Source organism: Pseudorhodoplanes sp. (assembly GCF_050250235.1).
Lineage (GTDB): Bacteria > Pseudomonadota > Alphaproteobacteria > Rhizobiales > Xanthobacteraceae > Pseudorhodoplanes.
The window spans coordinates 1-16,685 of the sequence record NZ_JBFWPA010000043.1; the positions used below are offsets into that span (position 1 = coordinate 1).

Here is a 16,685-nt window from a genome sequence, read left to right on the forward strand (position 1 = left end):
CACACGCGTGGCCAGCCCGGATGCGTCTTCGGTCTCGATCGCCAGGCCACACAGGGTCGCGGGACCCGTTGCGGCCTCGAACTTGGTCGCAGGAATTCGTCGCAGGAAGCGCGACACAGGTTCGTCCTTCAGCATGCCGATCACGGAATCGTAGTCGCCGGTCATCCCGGCGTCGGACTGGAAGGCCGTGCCGCCCGGCAAAATCTGATGGTCGGCGGTCGGCACGTGGGTATGGGTGCCGACCACGACGCTGACCCGGCCGTCGAGGAAATGGCCCATCGACTGCTTCTCGCTGGTCGCCTCGCCGTGAAAGTCGACCAGGATGGCGTCCGCGTCGCGCTTCAGGCGGCAGATATCCAATTCACGTTCGATCGCTGCGAATGGATCGTCGAGCGGGTCCATGAAGATGCGTGCCATCGCATTGATGACGAGCACGCGTGCGCCGTTTTTCGCCTCGATCATGGCGGTGCCCTTGCCAGGCGTTCCCCTGGGATAGTTCAGGGGTCGGACCATCCGGGGTGCGCGTTCGATGAAGACGAGCGCCTCGCGCTGATCCCAGGAGTGATTACCGAGCGTGACAACGTCGACGCCGGAATCGACAAATTCGTTGAAGATGGTTTCGGTGATGCCGAAACCGCCCGCGGAATTCTCGCCGTTCAGCACGACCAGATCGAGCTTCCAGTCGGCGACGAGACCCGGCAGCCGCTGCTGCACGATCGCCCGCCCGGAGCGCCCGACCACGTCGCCGATGAACAGAATGCGCAAACAATGCTCCCTAACGGAAATCGATGGTTTCTTTTTCCGTTAGCACAAGGTCGAGCGGCTGGTCGAACGGCGTGGCCGGGACCCTGCCAATTTCCTGCAACGAAAAGGCAAGTCCGATCGTCGTCACCGGCTTCATCGCGCGGATGCGGGCGATGGTCCTATCGTAATAGCCGGCGCCGTAACCGATCCGGTGCCCCGCCCGGTCGAACGCCGCAAGCGGCACCAGCATGACGTCGGGAAAGACTTCGGGCGCCTCGGGCTTCGGCTCGCGGATGCCCCACACGCCCGAAGCCAGTTCATCGCCGAACGCCCAGGCCCGCATGACCAGCGGATTGCCGCGCTTCGGGGTCACCGGCAGCGCCATCGCTGCGCCCAGATCGGCAAGCCTGCGCATCAGCGGCACGGGGTTGAATTCGCTTTTCATCGGCGAATAGCCGGAGACGATGGTGCCGGTTGCGACGGGAACCGCAAACGGCCGCTGCGCCACGGCTTCCACGGCGGCGGCTCGCTCCTGCGCGGGCATCGCCTCGCGGCGCGAAAGGGCTTCGGTGCGAAGGGTGGATTTTTCGGGTTTGAGCGAAGCTGCCGTCATCATCAGACTCGTGTCGCGGATGCGGCGCAGCGTGAAACGGTACGACGCTGATCCGGGACCCACGCATCATTCGAGAATGGGGCCCGGTTCTGCAGCGCAAGACTTCGTCCTGCGCTGCGCCCGGGACGCGAAAGGAGAAAGTGCGGAGCCACGATGGCCGTCGGAATTTTCGACCCCGGGAACCTACAGAAGTAGGTGGGCGCCATATGACCGGATCCACGGACCCGACCAGGGACAGCTCCCTTCAGGATCGTAAGGCCCCGGGAGTATGATGTTTCCAGTCGCACCCCGCAGCCCCGCCGGAACAATGTAGTGTGCGATCCCGGCAAGCGCCACACGTCATTCCGCCGGGCCGGCCGAAGGCGCTAACCCATCGCCACGCCCGGTCCGGGCTGGATCGACTGGTTGATCTGACGCGCAATATCCTCAATCCGCTCGGCGGCGGCATTGAGCGACGCGACCACGGCGGCCTGGGCCTGTTGGGTGCGTTCGGCGGACACGACGCGGGCGTCCTGCAGGGCGGCAATCTCCTCCTCGAGCCTGCGAATCCGGCGAGTCTGTTCGGTAAGTTCGTCGGCAACCGTCAGGGCGGCCATCACGGTGAGCCGCTGGTCGCCAATCTCGCCATGGGTACCGCGCAGATGGTCGATGAGGCCGTCGATATCCTGGGCGAGCTTGACGACGTGGTCTTCCTGGCCATCCTCGCAGCCCATGCGGTAATGGCGGCCATTGATCGTTACATTCACCTGAGCCATCGCTCTGTCCCTTCCCGGAAGCCCTAGCGATCGTGCTCGTCGAGCAGCTTTTCGATCGTGGTCATCGCGACCTCGATCCGGCGCGCCACTTCACGGTTGGTATCTTCAAGCCTGCGTGCATGCGCAGCCGCCGTGTCGAGTTCGGCTGCCAGCCGGGCGCGGTCGTTGCCGAGCGCATGCAATTGGGTCGCGACCGCCTCGCCGCCGGAATCGGCCTCACGCTTTCGCACCACCGCGGCCTGCAATGCGTCCAGAGCGTGAGCCAGTCTGCGGGCGGCCGCGTCGATCGCGCTCGGATCGGTCATGTCACGCAGCACCCATCTATTCAAAAACCGTTGCTACACAACGCGTTAAGGCAGCAAGCCTAATTTGACGCTTCAAGCCCGTCAACGTTTCCCCCGCATCATCCCCATCATCCTCGCGGTTCGGCGATTGTTCCGCCATCTGCGCCGCCCGCGCTGGACTCGCCGCATCCGCATGATAGGACCGCGCCAGCATTCAACGCTTCCCGGATTCCCCCATGTCGCGCGCAGATCACGACCGTATGGCCAACGCGATCCGCGCGCTGGCAATGGACGCCGTCGAGCAGGCCAAGTCCGGTCATCCAGGCTTGCCGATGGGCGCGGCCGACATCGCGACCGTGCTGTTTACGCAGGTCCTGAAATTCGATCCGTCCGATCCGGCCTGGCCCGATCGCGACCGCTTCGTGCTGTCCGCCGGCCACGGCTCGATGCTCATCTATGCGCTCCTGCACCTCACCGGCTATGAGGCGATGACGCTCGAGGAACTGAAGAATTTCCGCCGTCTGCATTCCAAAACCCCGGGCCATCCGGAGAATTTCATCACGCCCGGCGTGGAAACGACCACCGGTCCGCTCGGCCAGGGCATCGCCAATGCGGTTGGCATGGCGATTGCGGAGCGCCATCTCAATGCCGTTTTCGGTGACGTAGTCGATCACCGCACCTATGTGCTGGCCTCTGACGGCGATTTGATGGAAGGCATCAGCCAGGAGGCGATTGCGCTGGCCGGCCACCTGAAGCTGAGCCGGCTGATCGTGCTGTTCGACGACAACGGGATCACCATCGACGGCAAGCTGTCGCTGTCGGACTCGGTCGATCAGGTGAAGCGCTTCGAGTCTGCGGGGTGGGTCGCCGAGCGCATCGACGGGCATGATCCGGACGCCATCGCCGCCGCACTGAAGAAGGCGCAAGAGGCCGACCGACCTACCATGATCGCCTGCAAGACCACGATCGGTTTCGGCGCGCCAAACAAGGCCGGCAGCGAAAAATCGCACGGTTCGCCGCTGGGTGCCGACGAGATCAAGGGCGCGCGCGAGAAGCTGCGCTGGAGCCATGAGCCTTTCGTCATTCCGGACGACATTCTGAAGGCGTGGCGTGACGCCGGCCAGCGTTCGAACGATATCCGCAGGGCGTGGGACAAAAAGCTCGACGGCCTCGATCCTGTGGTGAAGGGCGAGTTCGAACGTCGCATCACGGGTGAATTGCCGGAGGCCCTGGCCGACGCGGTCAAGAGCGTGAAGGAGACATTGGCGAAGGCGCCGAAGGAGATCGCCACGCGTGCGTCTTCCGAATTCGCACTTGAAGCGCTCGTGCCTGCGGTCCCCGAAATGATCGGCGGCTCGGCCGACCTTACCGGCTCCAACAACACCCGCACCAAGTCGATGACGGCGATCAGCGCATCGGACTATTCCGGCCGCTTCATCAATTACGGCATCCGCGAACACGGCATGGCCGCGGCCATGAACGGCATGACGCTGCATGGCGGCATCATCCCCTATTCCGGGACCTTCCTGGTGTTCTCCGATTATTGCCGTCCCGCGATCCGTCTTGCCGCGCTGATGGGCGAGCGGGTGATCCATGTCATGACGCACGACTCGATCGGACTGGGCGAAGACGGCCCGACGCATCAGCCGGTCGAGCATCTCGCGGCCTTGCGCGCGATTCCGAACCTGAACGTGTTCCGGCCCTGCGACGCGGTCGAGGCGATCGAATGCTGGGAACTGGCGTTGCGAGCCAAGGACACGCCGTCGGTGCTGGCGCTGACTCGCCAGAATCTGCCGCAACTGCGGACGTCATACGTCCCCGAGAATCTCTGCGCCACGGGCGCCTACGAAATCCTCCCCGTTGAAGGCGACAACGTCGACGTGTCGATCTTCGCCTCCGGCTCGGAGGTCGCGATTGCGGTCGAGGCTGCGCAGCTGCTGAACCGGCAGGGAAAGCCGGCGCGCGTGGTGTCCGTGCCGTGTTTCGAACTGTTCCTGTCGCTGCCGCCTGAGCAACGTCACCCGGTCATCGGCGGCGCCGAGGTTAATGTCGCGGTCGAGGCCGGCATCCGCCAGGGCTGGGACGCAATCATCGGTTCGGAGGGCGTATTCGTCGGCATGTCGTCTTTCGGCGCCAGCGCACCGTACAAGGACCTGTATCGCCACTTCGGAATCACGCCGGAAGCGGTCGCGGCGGCAGCTTTGGCGAAGTTCCGGCCGCGATAACCGTACCGGCGTTTTTTGCCGCAGTGCGGCACAGACGGCGGTTGCGCGAGTTGAGTTGGTGCGGATTCCCGCTATAGGAAGGCCGCAAGCGCGCGGTCCGCCTTTCTCGCGCGGTCGCGCCTCCAAATTCAGCCAGCCGGGAGCTTGGAAAATCATGACGGTACGGGTCGCCATCAACGGATTTGGCCGCATCGGCCGCAATGTCTTGCGGGCGATCGCCGAGTCCGGCCGCAAGGATATCGAGGTGGTGGGGATCAACGATCTGGGCCCGGTCGAAACCAATGCCCACCTGCTCCGCTTCGACTCGGTGCACGGCCGCTTCCCGGGCGAAGTGACCGTCAAGGGCGACACCATCTCGGTCGGCAACGGCGCGATCAAGGTGACGGCGGTCAAGGATCCCTCCACGCTGCCGTGGAAGGATCTTGGCGTCGACATCGCGATGGAATGCACCGGCATCTTCACCGCCAAGGACAAGGCCTCGGCTCATCTGACCGCAGGCGCGAAGCGGGTTCTCGTCTCGGCCCCGGCCGACGGGGCCGACCTCACCGTGGTCTACGGCGTGAACCACGACAAGCTGACCAAGGACCATCTCGTGGTCTCGAATGCGTCCTGCACCACGAACTGCCTCGCACCCGTGGCAAAAGTCCTCAATGACGCGGTCGGCATCGAAAAGGGCATGATGACCACGATCCATGCCTATACCGGCGACCAGCCGACGCTGGACACCATGCACAAGGATCTCTATCGCGCCCGCGCGGCCGGACTTTCGATGATCCCGACATCGACCGGCGCCGCCAAGGCGGTCGGCCTTGTGCTCCCGGAACTCAACGGCAAGCTCGACGGCTTCGCGATGCGCGTGCCGACCCCGAATGTCTCGGTGGTCGACCTGAAATTCATGGCGAAGAAAGCCACCAGCAAGGACGAGATCAACGACGCGATCAAGCGCGCGTCCGAGCAGCAGCTCAAGGGCATCCTCGGCTATACGACGAGCCCGAACGTCTCGATCGACTTCAACCACGATCCGCATTCCTCGGTCTTCCACATGGACCAGACTAAGGTGATGGACGGCACGCTGGTGTCGGTCCTGTCGTGGTACGACAACGAATGGGGCTTCTCGAATCGCATGTCCGATACTGCGGTTGCGATGGGCAAGCTGATTTAAGTCTCTCGCGTCCCGGACGCGATGCAGCGTGAAGCGTGCATCGCTGAGCCGGGACCGATTATTTTTCAGGTCCCGGTTCTGCAGCGCATCGCTCCGCGCTGCACTGCGCCCGGGACACGAGACCGAGCGCAAATGAATTCCTTCCGCACCCTCGATAACGCCGACCTGAACAACAAGCGCGTGCTGCTGCGCGTCGACCTCAACGTGCCGATGGAAAATGGCAAGGTCACCGACGCGACGCGCATCGAGCGCGTGGCGCCGACCATCACCGAAATCGCCGACAAGGGCGGCAAGGTCATCATCCTGGCGCATTTCGGCCGCCCCAAGGGCCGAGACGAGAAGGACTCGCTGCGTCCGGTCGCGGCCGCATTGTCGGAGGTTATCAAACGTCCGGTCGAGTTTGCCGAGGACTGCGTTGGCGCGGTTGCGAAGACCGCAATCGACGCGATGGACCCGGGCGACATCCTCGTGCTGGAAAACACCCGCTTTCACAGGGAAGAGGAAAAGAACGACCCCGCCTTCGTGCAGAAACTCGCAGATCTCGGCGAGATCTATGTCAATGACGCCTTCTCGGCCGCGCATCGCGCCCATGCCTCGACCGAAGGTCTGGGCCACAAGCTGCCGGCCCATGCCGGCCGCACCATGCAGGCGGAGCTTGATGCGCTGTCGAAAGCGCTGGTCGCACCCGCAGCGCCCGTGATCGCGATCGTCGGCGGCGCCAAGGTGTCGACCAAGATCGACCTTTTGGAAAATCTTGTCGGCCGCGTCGATGCGCTGGTGATCGGCGGCGGCATGGCCAACACCTTCCTGCATGCGCAGGGCGTGAGGATCGGCAAGTCGCTGGCCGAGCGCGATCTCGCCGACACCGCACGCCGCATCCTGGACAAGGCGGAGGCCGGCAAATGCGCGATCATCCTGCCGGTCGATGCCATCGTCGCTTTCCATTTCGAGGCGAACGCGCCGTCGCACGCCTACGGCCTCGACGCCATCCCGGACGACGGCATGATCCTCGATATCGGCCCGCTCTCGATCGAACGCGTGATTCACGCTATCGACGACGCGCGGACGCTGCTCTGGAACGGCCCGCTGGGCGCCTTCGAGCTTCAACCGTTCGACCGCGGCACCGTGGCTGCGGCCCGGCACGCCGCGGAACGCACCAGGGCCGAAAAACTTGTCTCGATCGCCGGCGGCGGCGACACGGTCGCGGCGCTGAACCAGGCCGGGGTGGCGGACGATTTCAGCTACGTTTCCACAGCCGGTGGCGCGTTCCTGGAATTTTGCGAGGGCAAGGCCCTGCCGGGCGTTGAGGTATTGCGGGTCCGGTGATCTTCGCCTACGTTACATGTAACGGAGGCACGATGGCGAAGACCGTAAAGAGCAAGGCGAAAAGCAAGACGCGATCCGGCAACGAGGTAGCCGACGAACGCACTCGGCTCTCCGCTCGGAAGAGGACGCAAAAGCATCGCGATAAGCTGCGCGCGCAGGGTCTCCGCCCGATCCAGATGTGGGTGCTCGATACCCGAAACCCTGCTGTGGTCGCCGAGATCAAGCGCCAATGCCTGCTTGTGCGCGACGACCCGCAGGAGAAGCAGATTCTAGATGAAATCGAGGCCCTGACCGACTTTGACAGCTGGAAATGAACCGCGGCGATCTGGCCATAGCGGCCCTGCCCGGCTCCTACGGCAAACCGCGTCCCGTACTGGTTATCCAGTCCGATTTATTTCGGCACCTGTATTCGGTAACGGTGCTGCCGCTGTCTTCGGAACTGGTGGACGCGCCCGCTTTTCGCATCACAATCGAACCGACACCCGACAATGGCCTGCAACTCCGTTCCCAAGTTCTGGTTGACAAAGCGCACACTCTGCCGATCCACAAGCTCGGCCGGACAATCGGTCAACTCGCGGCGAACGACATGGCGACGGTGAACCAGGCATTGTCCGCATTCCTCGGATTTGAATAGAGACGTTCAGGAGACGACATGAATCTCGCAGACTTGAACAAGGTCGCCGAAGCGATGGTCGCGCCCGGCAAGGGTATCCTCGCCGCTGACGAATCCTCCGGCACGATCAAGAAGCGTTTCGACGCCATCAGCGTGGAGTCGACGGAAGACAATCGCCGCGACTATCGCGAAATGATGTTTCGGTCGAGCGAGGCGATGTCGAAGTATATCTCGGGCGTCATTTTGTATGATGAAACCATCTGGCAGAAGGCCAAGGACGGCACGCCGCTGGTCGATCTGATCAAGAAGGCCGGCGCCATTCCGGGCATCAAGGTGGATGAAGGCACAAAGCCCCTCCCCAATTGCCCGGGCGAACTGGTCACCATCGGGCTCGACCGGCTCGCCGATCGCCTCGCCAAATATTACGAACAAGGCGCACGCTTCGCAAAGTGGCGCGCGGTAATCGACATCGGCGAGGGCATTCCGAGCTACGCCTGCATCAGCGCCAATGCGCATGCGCTGGCGCGCTATGCGGCGCTCTGCCAGGACGCGCAGATCGTGCCGATCGTAGAGCCGGAAGTGCTGATGGACGGCAGCCACGACATCGACCGCTGCTACGAGGTTACCGAATTCGTGCTCAAGGAGACCTTCCAGCAGCTCTACTATCAGAAGGTGGCGCTGGAAGGCATCGTGCTCAAGCCGAACATGGCGGTGCCGGGCAAGAAGAGTGCGAAGAAGGCCTCGGTACAGGAGGTCGCGGAAAAGACCGTGAAGCTACTGAAGAATTGCGTGCCGGGCGCGGTGCCGGGCATCGCCTTCCTGTCCGGCGGACAATCCGACGAGGAGGCCACCGCCCATCTCGACGCCATGAACAAGATCGGCGGACTGCCGTGGAAGCTCACATTTTCCTATGGCCGCGCACTACAGGCCGCGCCGCAAAAGGCCTGGAGCGGCAAGAGCGAAAATGTCGCGGCGGCGCAGCGCGCCTTCACCCATCGCGCGATGATGAACGGCCTCGCCTCGCTCGGTCAGTGGAAGCAGGATCTGGAAAAGAAGGCGGCCTGACCCTGCGAGATGGGGGCTGGCCGGCGGGTGGTCATCACGACACGCGAAACACACCCATCATTCCGCCGGCCTGATGCTCCAGGATGTGACAATGGAACATCCAGTCCCCCGGATTGTCGGCGACGAATGCGATCTCCGTGCGTTCGCGAGGCTCAAGCAGCACGGTGTCTTGCCACTCACGTCGCGGCGTCGGCGTGCCATTGCGCGAAATGACCCGGAACGAATGGCCATGCAGATGCATGGGATGATGCCAGGCCGTGTCGTTTACCAGTTCGACGACATATGAACGGCCACGCGCAAAGCTGAGCAGCGGCTCGTGCGCGTGGCCCTTGGCCGCGATCCCGTTGATTGCCCAGACCAGTCCATTATGCATCAGCGTGCGAATATCGGTCTCCCGGCCATCCATCATCGCCGATCGCATCCCGCCCATCATGCCGCCGCCCATGACCACCTGATGTCGTTCGGCCGCACCGAGGTCCGGTTCGGCCAGCGGGTTGGCCGCAAGCCGCACCGGCGATCTTTCCCCGACACGAGATGAAGGCTCGGCTTCGGAGTAAAGCAGATCAAGCAAACGGTAGTGCAGGCCGCGGTAGAACCGGTCGGCGACAGTGAAGCGCTTTCCGCTCGATGCTTTCATGTCGAGAACAATGTCGGCACGCATTGCCGGACCGAGCACCACCCGTCCGCCCTCCGGCGTATGCGGCTCGACCGGCTGCCCGTCGAGCGCAATCACCGTGGGCTCGTGCTCCGCGAATTCCAGTCCGAAGATACGCGCATTCGCCGCATTGATCAGGCGAAGCCGGATTCGCTCGCCGGCGCGCACCGCGAAGGTGTCGCGAACCCGGCCATTGACCGTTACCGTGTTGCCGACACGGCCGTTGTGACTGACATCGTGCATGTTTCCGAAATCGTCGCTGATCGCCGCATTCTTCAGCAGGCGCCAGTCGCTCAGCACCCATGTGACGTCGCGGTCGACATCGGGCGCCTCCGGCTCCTCCACGATCAGCGCACCATACAGACCGCGGCCGACCTGCTCGAAACTGCGCTGATGCGGGTGATACCAGAACGTCCCCGCATCCGGGCAGATGAACTCATAGGTGTAGGTCTCGCCGGGTGAGATCGGCTTCTGTGTCAGATGCGGAACGCCATCCATCGCGTTCGGAAGACGAATTCCATGCCAGTGAACGGTGGTTTCCTGGGGCAGCCGATTCTCGACGCGAACGCGCAGTCGATCCCCCTGACGCACGCGGATTTCCGGGCCGGGCTGGGCGCCATTGTAGCACCACACCTCGGTGTCGGGATGCGGCGAGCCGACCATGGCAACCAGCGCGCGGTCGCAGGTCAGCGATATTTCATGCAGCCGCGCTTCGGATGCCGACACGGGCGTGCGGCACAGTGCAGCCGCGGCAAGCCCTGCCGATCCCAAAAGAACATCACGGCGGGTGAGGATCGACGAATTTTGCGAAGCCATGCTGCCTCCTGACGATGAGCCGTCCGGGCGAAGCGGAGCCGTTCGCTGGCCAGACGGACCTTGGCGGTCGCAGATCGGGCCGCCCGGTCAGCCCACCATGCGCACCATTGTGGTGGGAACCGGCGTCTTGCGGCCGATGCCAGCGCCAGAACCACGGCTGGCACCACCGAAAAAGGGCGTGCGTGTTTGCGTTGCCGCAATTCCCGGACGATAACAACGTCCGTGACTGCGCACCAGCCGTGGACGACATTGCGCAATCGCCGAACGCCGCTTTTTCGCCGGATTGAAGTCCCATCGGAACCCCAATGACGTCGCGACCATCCGAACTGGTGCGCCCAGAACCGCGTCTCTATCTGGTGACGCCGGTGACCGCTGACGTGCAGGTGCTGAAGCACGATCTGCTGGCCGCATTTGCTTCCGCCGACATCGCGGCCGTGCTGCTGCGCCTGCCCGATGGCGACGATCGCGCATTGATCAATCTGGTGAAGGCCGTTGCGCCGACCGCGCAGAAAGCGGATGCCGCCCTGATCCTTGACGGGCATGCGCAGATCGTCGCCCGAAGCGGCGCCGATGGCGCGCATCTGGCCGGCCTTGCCGCGTTTGAAGCAGCCGCATCATCGCTGAAGCCGGCCCGTATCGCCGGCATCGGCGGGCTCGAAACGCGGCACGATGCCATGGCTGGGGCCGAGAACGGCGCCGATTACGTCATGTTCGGCGACAACGCGCGGCCCTCGCTCGACGCCGTGATCGAGCGCGTCGCATGGTGGTCGGAGGTGTTCGAAGTACCATGCGTCGCCTATGCTGCCTCGCTCGAAGAAGTCAGGCCGCTCGCAGAGGCCGGCGCCGACTTTATCGCGGTCGGCGACGCGGTCTTTTCGGATTCGCGGGGGGTCGCGCGTGCGGTCGCCGACGTCGCCGGGCGGCTCCACCTGGCGGAGGTCGCGACATGATCCATCCGCTCGCCATCGCCGTCGCCCTGGCGATCACGGTTTCGTCCGCGCACGCTCAGGGTGCAGCCAAGAAGGCATCCCCCGCGCCGCCGTCGGTTCCGCTCCCGGAACCCGCTCCGCATTCCGACCAGGCTGATCCGAACGCCGACACGGCCTATGCCGCGTTCCAGCGCGGCTATTATCTGACCGCGCTCGCCGAGGCCCAGAAGCGCGTCGACGCCACCGGCGACCCGAAAGCGATGACGCTGATGGGTGTGCTTTACGGCGGCGGTCTGGGGATCCCGCAGGACGATGCGAAGGCGGTTGAATGGTATAGCAAGGCCGCAGAGCGGGGCGACCGCGAGGCGATGCTTTCGCTCGCCATGATGAGGCTTGCCGGCCGGGGCGGCCCCAAGGATCTCGACGCCGCCACCAAGCTGTTCACGAGCGCCGCCAAGCTCGGCCAGCCGGCCGCGGCCTATAACCTTGGGCTGCTGTATCTGGAAGGGGTGCAATTTCCCCGCGACTTCTCTCGCGCCGCCGAACTGTTTCGCATTGCCGCGCAGGCCGGCAACCGCGAGGGCCAATACGCGCTCGCGACCCTTTACAAGGAGGGCCGCGGCGTCACCACGGACGAAAAGGAGGCCACCCGCCTGCTCGGCCTTGCGGCATTGGCCGATCATCTCGACGCGCAGGTGGAGTACGCCATCGCGCTCTTCAATGGCACCGGCATCGACAAGGACGAGGCCGCTGCCACGCAGCTCTTGCGCAAGGCCGCTCAGCGCGGTGCGCCGATCGCACAGAATCGCCTCGCCCGCATTCTCGCCGCCGGCCGCGGCGTGCCGGAGGACCCCAAGGAAGCGGTGAAGTGGCACATTGTCTCCAAAGCCGCCGGCGCGACCGATCCATGGCTCGACGACTATATGGGCAGGCAGAGCGAGGACGTTCGCAAGGCGGCTCAGAAAGAAGCCGATCCGTGGTTGTTCATCATCGCCAATTCGCGCTCTTGACGGCGGGCAACGCGCCGGGCACATGGCGCCTCGGATATTCCCGAAAACCGCACGGAACGCCCCATGGCCAAGATCAATGGCAACGAAATTCGTCCTGGCTATGTCATCGAATACCAGGACACGCTCTGGGTGGCGGTAAAGACCATGGCGGTGAAGCCCGGCAAGGGCCCCGCCTATAACCAGGTCGAGCTGAAAAATCTGATCGACGGGCGCAAGCTCAACAACCGCTTCGGCTCCGACGAGCGCGTCGAGCGGGCGCGGCTGGAGCAGAAGGATTTCCAGTTCTTGTACCGCCAGGGCGAAAGCCTGGTCTTCATGGACAACGACACCTACGAGCAGACCGAACTGCACGAGGATTTCGTCGGCGAACGCGCGGCTTTCCTGCAGGACGGCATGACGGTCACGCTCGAAATGCATGATGAGCGCCCGATCAGCATCAAGCTGCCCGATTATGTCACGCTCGCGATCGTCGAGGCCGATCCGGTCGTGAAGGGGCAGACCGCGTCGTCGTCCTACAAGCCGGCCAAGCTGGAAAACGGGCTGCGGGTGATGGTGCCGCCCTTCATCACGGCAGGCGAGAGGATCGTGGTCGACACCAATGAAGTGACATACGTGCGGCGCGCGGAGTGATCTTCATCCCTTCCGCCCGAACGGGCGAGGGATAAGGAAACACCATGCAACACTCCGCGCTTCTCAACGTGATGATGAAAGCCGCGCGCAAGACGGCCCGGCAGCTCAATCGCGATTTCGGCGAGGTCGAGAAGCTTCAGGTTTCCGTCAAAGGTCCCGCCAATTTCGTCACCGCCGCCGACCGCAAGGCCGAGCAGACGCTGCGCGAGGAATTGATGGCGGCACGGCCGGGCTATTCGTTCGTCGGAGAGGAGGGCGGCCGGATCGATGGGCCGGACCAGACCCACACCTGGTATGTCGACCCGCTCGACGGCACCACGAATTTTCTGCACGGCATCCCCCAATTCTCCATCTCGATCGGACTCGAACGCGAAGGCGCGATCATCGCGGCACTCGTTTACAATCCGGTCTCGGACGAGATGTTCGTCGCCGAGAAGGGCAAGGGCGCTTTCCTCAACGATCAGCGGCTGCGCGTCGCCGGGCGCCGCTCGCTGCAGGACGCGGTCGTTGCCTGTGGCCTGCCGCATCGCGGACGCGGCGACCTCGCGCTGTTTCGCTCCGAGTTCATGGCCGTGCAGGAACAGGTGGCGGGCCTCCGCCGCTTCGGTTCGGCGGCGCTCGACCTCGCCTTCGTCGCGGCCGGCCGCTTCGATATCTACTGGGAGCGCAACCTTCAGTCCTGGGACATGGCGGCCGGCATTCTGCTGGTGCGCGAGGCCGGCGGCTATATCAGCGACTGCGACGGCACCGACGCGATGTTCCTGAAGGGCCACATCGTCGCCGGCAATGAAGCGCTGCAGAAGGAATTGCTGGCTATCCTGAAGCGAACCGGCGCCGCGGGTTAGCGGTCACACCGCCCGCATGCGGTAGTGGCTCACGCCCCATTCCCGGCCGCCCGCGTGGCCGAACATGCCGGCCGTCGCGAGAAAGAAGATGCGCCAGCGCCGCAGCCAGAGCCGCGTGTCACTTCCATAGACGCGGCCCAGCACCGCCGTGACCTCCTCGCGCCGGGCATCGAAATTCGCAAGCCAGTCCAGTGCCGTTCGCTCGTAATGCGTGCCGTCCCAGAGCCAGTCCGCCTCAACCGCGAACAGATCGGAGAAGTGCCGCGGCAGATTGTGGCTCGGCATGATCCCTCCGGTGAAAAAATACCGGGCGATCCAGTCGGCCTCGTCGGAGACTTCGTACCGGTATGGAATGCGGCGGTGACTGAAAACGTGCATGAACAGCCGGGCGTCCGGCTCCATCCATGATCGCACGCGTGCAAATAGCAAGCGCCAATTCGACATATGCTCAAACATCTCGACCGAGACCACGCGGTCGAATTTCTGTTCGGGCGAAAAAGCGTTCATATCGCAGGTCATGACGCGCAGATTGCGGATCTGCCGCAACCGCGCCTCGCTCTCGATGAATTCGCGTTGCGATTGCGAATTGGAGACTGCGACGATGCGGGCATTCGGAAACGCGCCCGCCATATGGAGCGAGAGCGATCCCCAGCCGCAGCCAAGTTCGAGGATGCTTTGTCCGTCCCGCAAATCCGCATGCTCGACCGTCAGTTGCAGCGCGCGCTCCTCCGCATCCGCCAATGTCGCGCTCTTGCCGTCATAATAGCAGCAGGAATATTTGCGATGCGGTCCGAGAACCAGCGCGAAGAAATCCGCCGGCACCTCATAATGCTGCGCATTCGCGTCCTGCGTATGGATCGCGATCGGCCTAGCGGCCATCTCAAGCGCAAACGCCACTTCCGTCGATGAATCCATGCGCGACAGCGACCGTGCCGTGCGTCCGCACAGCAGTTCGATCCCGGTCCGTGTGACGGCGTCCGGGATCGGGACTCGTTCGACCAGCTTCGATGCGGCAGTCACGAGTCCCATGACGCGCTCCTCATGATCTTGGTGGCGCTGGAAAGAACAGGCTGGTGCGCCGCTGGTAGTCGGCGAAGGCGGCACCGCGCGTGCGCGCCATATGTGCCTCCAGATGCGGCACGCCGGTGGCGTAGCGCAGCACCCAGTACATCACGGCAGGGCCCATCAGCGCGAGCCAGCCATAGAGGTAGCCACCGGACGGATCGATCGCGATCACAGGCCAGGCGAGCCAGCCGAACCATTGGAAGAAATAATTCGGATGCCGCGACCATGCCCACAGGCCGCTGTCGAGTATCCGGCCGTGATTGGCGGGATCGGCTTTGAAGCGCCGCAACTGGCCATCCGCGAGCGCCTCCCCGATCACGGCGATTAGAACGATGGCAATGCCGACATAATCCTGCGTCCGCATCATGGGCGCGGGATTTTTCGCGGCGAGATACACCGAGAGCGCGAGCGGCACTGACCCGAATGCCTGCTGCTGAAGGAACATGAACATGCGCCGCGGTGCCGCCTCGCCCCAATCGGCGGCGAGTTTCGCATAGCGCGGATCATCGGAAATCCTGGCCGAGCGCGCGGCGATGTGCATGCCGAGCCGCGCCGTCCAGAGCGCAACCAGCACCGCGACGATCATTTCCCGCGGGGGGTAATCGTGCGGCGGCAGGAGCAGCGCAGCGCCGATCCCCACGAGCCCAAGCCCGACGGTCCAGGTGGCGTCGACCCACCCGGAATTGCCGGTTCGCTCGCGGATCAGCCAGGCAGCCGACATGATTACGGACAGGGTGACCGCAATGGCCGCGACGGCGAGAATCAGAAATGGCAATGTCATGACGGAACCGTACGGTATCCCTGCGCGTCAATTCCGGTTCGATTCGCCGGGAGATACGCACAGCTTTGCGAAGCGTTTCAAATCACACGGGACAATGTTAACGCGCTCATTCGCCCGGCGGGTTCTATTTCGCCGCGCCTGTGCCATATTGAGGGCACGCTTTTTCATTGAAAGGCTGGCCAGCGATGGCTCGCAAATACGACCCCAACAAGCTCTCCTCCCCGCGCATCTTCCTTGTGCGGATGCTGGTATTTCTGGTGCTCTGCGGCCTGGTCGGCGTGGTGCTGTACCGGCAGATTCTGAATGCCTTCATGTCGAATCCGGGTCTGAACGGCCTGATCATCGGCGTGCTCGTGATCGGCATCCTGCTGTCGTTCCGGCAGGTGCTGCGGCTGTTTCCGGAAGTGGCCTGGGTCAACAGCTTCCGGCTGGCGGATCCTGGCATCGCGGTTGAACGCCCCCCCTCCCTGCTTGCTCCGATGGCGGCGCTGCTCGGCGACCGGCTCGGCCGGATGGCGATCTCGACGCAGATGATGCGGGGCATCCTCGATTCGATCGCGACGCGGCTTGACGAGGCGCGCGACCTCTCGCGCTATCTGACCGGTCTGCTGATCTTCCTCGGCCTGCTTGGCACTTTCTGGGGCCTGATCGAGACGGTGGGCTCGGTCGGAAAGGTGGTGGATACGCTCAAGCCCGGTGGCGATTCGGCGTCGGTATTCGAGACGCTGCGCGAGGGACTGGCAGCCCCGCTCGGCGGCATGGGAATCGCCTTCTCGTCCTCGCTGTTCGGACTCGCCGGCTCGCTCATCCTCGGCTTCCTCGACCTGCAGACCAGCCAGGCACAGAACCGATTTTATACCGACCTGGAAGACTGGCTCTCGACCACGGTCCATGACATCGGCGCGGACCCCGCAGGCGCCGCAGGGGGCGCCTTGTCGCCCGACATGAAAGCCGCGATCGAGCGGCTGCGCGAGGCCGTGTCCGAAACCGGCGGCAACAAGGCCGCTACCGCCGCCATGGCCAACCTCGCCGAAGCGATCCAGGGTCTCGTGCACCACATGCGCACCGAACAGCAGATGATCCGCGACTGGGCGGATTCACAGGCCGAGCAGAATCAGGAAATCCGCAAGGTTCTGCAATCGCTGTCCCGGGAGAAGACGTAAGCGG

18 protein-coding genes and 1 other RNA gene are annotated in these 16,685 nt (G+C 63.9%); 11 read left to right on the forward strand and 8 right to left on the reverse strand.

Annotated elements, in window-relative coordinates:
* From AB7F49_RS18760 to AB7F49_RS18780, 5 genes are all read right to left on the reverse strand, one after another.
* The coding region (locus AB7F49_RS18760; RefSeq protein WP_428525070.1) for a TIGR00282 family metallophosphoesterase at positions 1-765 on the reverse strand (765 nt) is incomplete at its 3' end.
* 10 nt (positions 766-775) lie between these two features.
* On the reverse strand, positions 776-1,420 hold the full coding sequence (locus AB7F49_RS18765) for a 5-formyltetrahydrofolate cyclo-ligase (protein ID WP_428525072.1): 645 nt from the start codon (positions 1,418-1,420) through the stop codon (positions 776-778).
* A gap of 78 nt (positions 1,421-1,498) precedes the next feature.
* Positions 1,499-1,657: non-coding RNA, 6S RNA (gene ssrS, locus AB7F49_RS18770), on the reverse strand.
* Between the two features lie 65 nt (positions 1,658-1,722).
* Positions 1,723-2,112 (reverse strand): cell division protein ZapA, encoded by a 390-nt coding sequence (locus AB7F49_RS18775; RefSeq protein WP_428525074.1) that lies wholly within the window; start codon positions 2,110-2,112, stop codon positions 1,723-1,725.
* Positions 2,113-2,135: 23 nt separating this feature from the next.
* On the reverse strand, positions 2,136-2,417 hold the full coding sequence (locus tag AB7F49_RS18780; protein ID WP_428525076.1) for a DUF4164 family protein: 282 nt from the start codon (positions 2,415-2,417) through the stop codon (positions 2,136-2,138).
* A 215-nt stretch (positions 2,418-2,632) separates the two neighbouring features.
* Between AB7F49_RS18780 and tkt the strand changes: the two genes are divergently transcribed.
* The 6 genes from tkt (at position 2,633) to AB7F49_RS18810 (ending at position 8,787) form a co-directional block, all read left to right on the forward strand.
* On the forward strand, positions 2,633-4,621 hold the full coding sequence (tkt, locus tag AB7F49_RS18785) for a transketolase (protein WP_428525078.1): 1,989 nt from the start codon (positions 2,633-2,635) through the stop codon (positions 4,619-4,621).
* A gap of 154 nt (positions 4,622-4,775) precedes the next feature.
* Complete coding sequence (gene gap, locus AB7F49_RS18790) at positions 4,776-5,783, forward strand: type I glyceraldehyde-3-phosphate dehydrogenase (RefSeq protein WP_428525080.1); 1,008 nt, start codon at positions 4,776-4,778, stop codon at positions 5,781-5,783.
* Between the two features lie 132 nt (positions 5,784-5,915).
* On the forward strand, positions 5,916-7,109 hold the full coding sequence (locus AB7F49_RS18795) for a phosphoglycerate kinase (protein WP_428525082.1): 1,194 nt from the start codon (positions 5,916-5,918) through the stop codon (positions 7,107-7,109).
* A gap of 32 nt (positions 7,110-7,141) precedes the next feature.
* The gene (locus AB7F49_RS18800) at positions 7,142-7,423 is read left to right on the forward strand and encodes an antitoxin MazE family protein (RefSeq protein WP_428525084.1); all 282 of its coding nucleotides are present in this window, start codon (positions 7,142-7,144) and stop codon (positions 7,421-7,423) included.
* The gene (locus AB7F49_RS18805; RefSeq protein WP_428525086.1) at positions 7,420-7,743 is read left to right on the forward strand and encodes a type II toxin-antitoxin system PemK/MazF family toxin; all 324 of its coding nucleotides are present in this window, start codon (positions 7,420-7,422) and stop codon (positions 7,741-7,743) included. The genes AB7F49_RS18800 and AB7F49_RS18805 overlap by 4 nt, the downstream gene beginning before the upstream one ends.
* A gap of 18 nt (positions 7,744-7,761) precedes the next feature.
* The gene (locus AB7F49_RS18810; RefSeq protein ID WP_428525088.1) at positions 7,762-8,787 is read left to right on the forward strand and encodes a class I fructose-bisphosphate aldolase; all 1,026 of its coding nucleotides are present in this window, start codon (positions 7,762-7,764) and stop codon (positions 8,785-8,787) included.
* A gap of 34 nt (positions 8,788-8,821) precedes the next feature.
* On the opposite strand, the gene AB7F49_RS18815 is transcribed toward AB7F49_RS18810, so the two are convergent.
* Positions 8,822-10,258, reverse strand: coding sequence for a multicopper oxidase family protein (locus AB7F49_RS18815; protein ID WP_428525090.1), 1,437 nt, complete (start codon positions 10,256-10,258; stop codon positions 8,822-8,824).
* Between the two features lie 305 nt (positions 10,259-10,563).
* On the opposite strand from AB7F49_RS18815, the gene AB7F49_RS18820 reads away from it, so the two are divergent.
* The 4 genes from AB7F49_RS18820 to AB7F49_RS18835 all read left to right on the forward strand — a co-directional run bounded on the left by AB7F49_RS18820 (position 10,564) and on the right by AB7F49_RS18835 (position 13,672).
* Entirely contained in the window at positions 10,564-11,208 is a 645-nt protein-coding gene (locus AB7F49_RS18820) for a thiamine phosphate synthase (protein ID WP_428525092.1), read from the forward strand.
* Positions 11,205-12,197 (forward strand): tetratricopeptide repeat protein, encoded by a 993-nt coding sequence (locus tag AB7F49_RS18825; protein ID WP_428525094.1) that lies wholly within the window; start codon positions 11,205-11,207, stop codon positions 12,195-12,197. Before AB7F49_RS18820 ends, AB7F49_RS18825 begins: the two co-directional genes overlap by 4 nt.
* Positions 12,198-12,260: 63 nt before the next feature.
* Complete coding sequence (gene efp / locus AB7F49_RS18830) at positions 12,261-12,827, forward strand: elongation factor P (protein WP_428525096.1); 567 nt, start codon at positions 12,261-12,263, stop codon at positions 12,825-12,827.
* Between the two features lie 44 nt (positions 12,828-12,871).
* Entirely contained in the window at positions 12,872-13,672 is an 801-nt protein-coding gene (locus AB7F49_RS18835) for an inositol monophosphatase family protein (protein ID WP_428525098.1), read from the forward strand.
* A gap of 3 nt (positions 13,673-13,675) precedes the next feature.
* Here AB7F49_RS18835 and AB7F49_RS18840 read toward each other — a convergent pair whose 3' ends face one another.
* Both AB7F49_RS18840 and AB7F49_RS18845 read right to left on the reverse strand, forming a co-directional pair.
* The gene (locus tag AB7F49_RS18840) at positions 13,676-14,701 is read right to left on the reverse strand and encodes an SAM-dependent methyltransferase (protein WP_428525100.1); all 1,026 of its coding nucleotides are present in this window, start codon (positions 14,699-14,701) and stop codon (positions 13,676-13,678) included.
* Positions 14,702-14,711: 10 nt separating this feature from the next.
* Positions 14,712-15,518 (reverse strand): DUF1295 domain-containing protein, encoded by an 807-nt coding sequence (locus tag AB7F49_RS18845; RefSeq protein WP_428525102.1) that lies wholly within the window; start codon positions 15,516-15,518, stop codon positions 14,712-14,714.
* A 185-nt stretch (positions 15,519-15,703) separates the two neighbouring features.
* Between AB7F49_RS18845 and AB7F49_RS18850 the strand changes: the two genes are divergently transcribed.
* Entirely contained in the window at positions 15,704-16,681 is a 978-nt protein-coding gene (locus AB7F49_RS18850; protein ID WP_428525104.1) for a flagellar motor protein MotA, read from the forward strand.
* Positions 16,682-16,685 lie beyond the last annotated feature (4 nt).